We start from the raw sequence: 3,018 nt of genomic DNA on the forward strand, positions 1-3,018 counted from the left end.
CTGCAGAACTATCTCGATGACAACTGCAATGCGTGGGAGCTGCAGGCCGATGGAAGCTACGTCAAGCTGACGCCCGGCGACGACGTGCCGCATTCGGCGCAGGCCACCCTGCTGGAAAAGGTGTGAGGCGACCCCCGCATGCGGCCTGCGATGACGCGCCTGCCGATCGCGTTGCTGCCATGCACGGCGCCATTGGCTAAACTGACCGCATGGCGCCCCTGACTTCCCCCACTTCCCCGCCGCTCCAGGACGGGGACATGCTGGCCGCGATCGACCTGGGCTCCAACAGCTTCCACATGGTGGTCGCGCGTTCGCTGCTGGGGCAGTTGCGCGTCGTGGACCGCCTGCGCGAGACGGTGCGCATGGCCGACGGCCTCGATGGCAAGGGCGGCCTGTCCGCCGCGGCACGGCAACGTGCCCTGGATTGCCTCTCTCGCTTCGGGCAGCGCATCCGCGACATTCCTGCCGCCCGCGTGCGTGCGCTGGCGACCAACACGGTGCGACAGCTGCGGGATCCGCAGGACTTCCTGGCAGCGGCGGAAGCCGCGCTGGGCAAGCCCATCGAAGTCGTCTCCGGGCGCGAAGAAGCGCGACTGATCTACCTCGGCGTGGCGCATTCGCAGCCGCCGAAGTCGAACCAGCGCCGCCTGGTCATCGACATCGGCGGCGGCTCGACGGAATTCATCATCGGCCGCGGCTTCGAGACGCTGGAGCGCGAAAGCCTTCAGGCCGGCTGCATCGCCAGCACGCGCCGCTTCTTCCCCGGGGGCAAGCTGTCGCGCAAGCGCTGGAAGGAAGCGCTCACCGAGATCGGAGCCGAGTTCCAGCAGTTCGCCGGCCTGTACCGCAACCTCGGGTGGCAGGAAGCCATCGGCTCGTCCGGCACGAACAAGGCCATCGGCGAGATCTGTGCGGCGATGAAGCTCACCAAGGGGGCGGTGACCGCCGAGGCGCTGCCGCAGGTGCGCGACCGACTGCTGCAGGCCGACCGCATCGAGGACATCGACCTGCCGGGCCTGTCCAACGACCGCCGGCCCATCATTGCGGGCGGCGTGCTGGTGCTGGAGGCCGCCTTCGAGGCGCTGGGCCTGCAGCGCCTGATGGTGAGCAAGGCGGCCATGCGGGAAGGCATCCTGTTCGACATGCTGGGCCGCGGCAGCGACAACGATCCGCGCGATCTTTCCACTGCCGCGCTGATGCAGCGCTACGGCATCGACGAATTCCAGGCCGCGCGCGTGGAGGCGACGGCGATGCGCCTGTTCGAGCAGGTGGAGGACAGCTGGGGCCTGGACGACGACGACGCACGCATGCTCGGCTGGGCCGCGCGCCTGCACGAGATCGGCCTGGTGATCGCGCACAGCCAGTACCACGTGCATGGCGCGTACCTGCTGGAACATTCCGACATCGAAGGTTTCTCGCGCCAGGAGCAGCAGGTACTTTCGGCGCTGGTCCGCACCCACCGGCGTGGCGTGCCCAAGACCGCCTTCGACGCCCTGCCCGATCGCCTGCTGCTCAGCGCCAAGCGCAAGGCTGCGCTGTTGCGCCTGGCCGTGCTGCTGCACCGCTCGCACGACAACGAGGCGATCCCCCGCCTGGACCTGACCGCGGCGGACGACCGCCTGGACCTGGTGGTGAGCAAGAAATGGATCGACGCACGCCCGCTGCTGCGTTCGGATCTCGTCGGCGAGCCCGAGGACATGCAGGGCCTGGGCGTGGCGTTCAAACCGTTCGTGGCGTAGCGGAAATCCATGCAGGCCAGGGAGGGCCGATTGAGAACCTGTCTGAAGCACCTCGCGATCCTGATGCTCGCGCTCGCGATGCCTGGCATCGCCACCGCGTCGACGGTTCCAGTCGCCGACGACYTCGACGCGGCGATCGAATCGCTGTGTACCCAGCGCGTGGTGATGCTGGGCGAAGACGCCGGCCACGGTGCCGGTGCCACCGTGATGTTGAAGGGCCGCATCGTCGAGGCGCTTGTCGATCGATGCGGATTCGATGCGCTCTACTTCGAGAGTTCGGTCTACGAGTTTCTCGCGCTGGAAGAGCAGCTGGCCCGGGGCACTGCTCAGCCGGCACGGCTTGCCGAGGCCATCGGCCCCCTGTGGTCCGGCACGCGGGAATTCCAGCCGACACTGCGTTGGCTCTGGGATCGCGCCAGCAAAGGCACCCTGCGCCTGCGCGGCCTCGACATTCAGGTAGGCGGCGTATCGCAACCGTTCTCGGAGCATGCGCTTCCCCGGCGCCTTGCCGCGCATGCCGGATCCGCACGCGTCGCTTGCGAAGGCCGGCTGGCGCGCCTGACGCAATGGGATTTCAGTGCCTCCCATCCGTACGACGATGCATTCCGGGATGCCCTCCGCCGTTGCTTGAAGAAGATCGGGCGCGGTGTATCCGGACCCGATGGGCAGGCCGATCGTGCAATGGCGATCAGTCTTGGCCAATTCCTCGACATGTCCAGCGGGGCCTCCTTCAGTACGCGCGATGAGGGCATGGCACGGAATTTCTCGTGGCAGCATGCACGCACACCGGGTGAGCGCGCCATCATCTGGACGTCGACACCGCATGCGGTGAAAGCCCCGCTTCCGGATCGGCCCGATCGGATTTCGCTGGGCATGCACCTGCACCGCCGACTGGGGAGTGGCCTGGCCAGTGTGGGCTTCACCGCACGATCGGGTCGCCACGGCCGCCCCTCCCTGCCACGTGTGGCTATCGCGCTCTCGGCGACCTCGCTCGAGGCACGCGGCGGGATACCGATGTATCTGGACAGCACGCGTCTTCGCAGCATGGGCCCCATCGAATCGTCGGTCGTCGCCTACCGACATCCGCAGCTCGCCGACTGGAGTGCGTTGCTGGATGGCATGTGGATGCTGCCGCTGGAAACCCCGCTGAGCGCCGTCGAGGCTGCCGGCTCGCCATCGTCCGCGGACGACGAGTCCCCCTCACCCGGCAAATTGTGACTTGAGGTTACACTCGACCCCGCCCCGGCTCTGCGGCGCGTCTAACGCCTTCGCCCCGCGC

General features: G+C 67.8%; 2 protein-coding genes. Both read left to right on the forward strand.

The features are described from left to right. The first annotated feature begins 218 nt into the window (after nucleotides 1-218). A complete protein-coding gene (gene ppx / locus AC04L7_RS15550) occupies nucleotides 219-1,739 on the forward strand; it encodes an exopolyphosphatase (RefSeq protein WP_436000982.1) in 1,521 nt (506 codons plus the stop codon). 30 nt (nucleotides 1,740-1,769) lie between these two features. After that, nucleotides 1,770-2,957, forward strand: a complete 1,188-nt coding sequence (locus tag AC04L7_RS15555) for an erythromycin esterase family protein (protein WP_475513357.1) — start codon at nucleotides 1,770-1,772, stop codon at nucleotides 2,955-2,957. Nucleotides 2,958-3,018 lie beyond the last annotated feature (61 nt).

The sequence above is a fragment of the Pseudoxanthomonas sp. LjRoot204_2 genome, assembly GCF_056175765.1.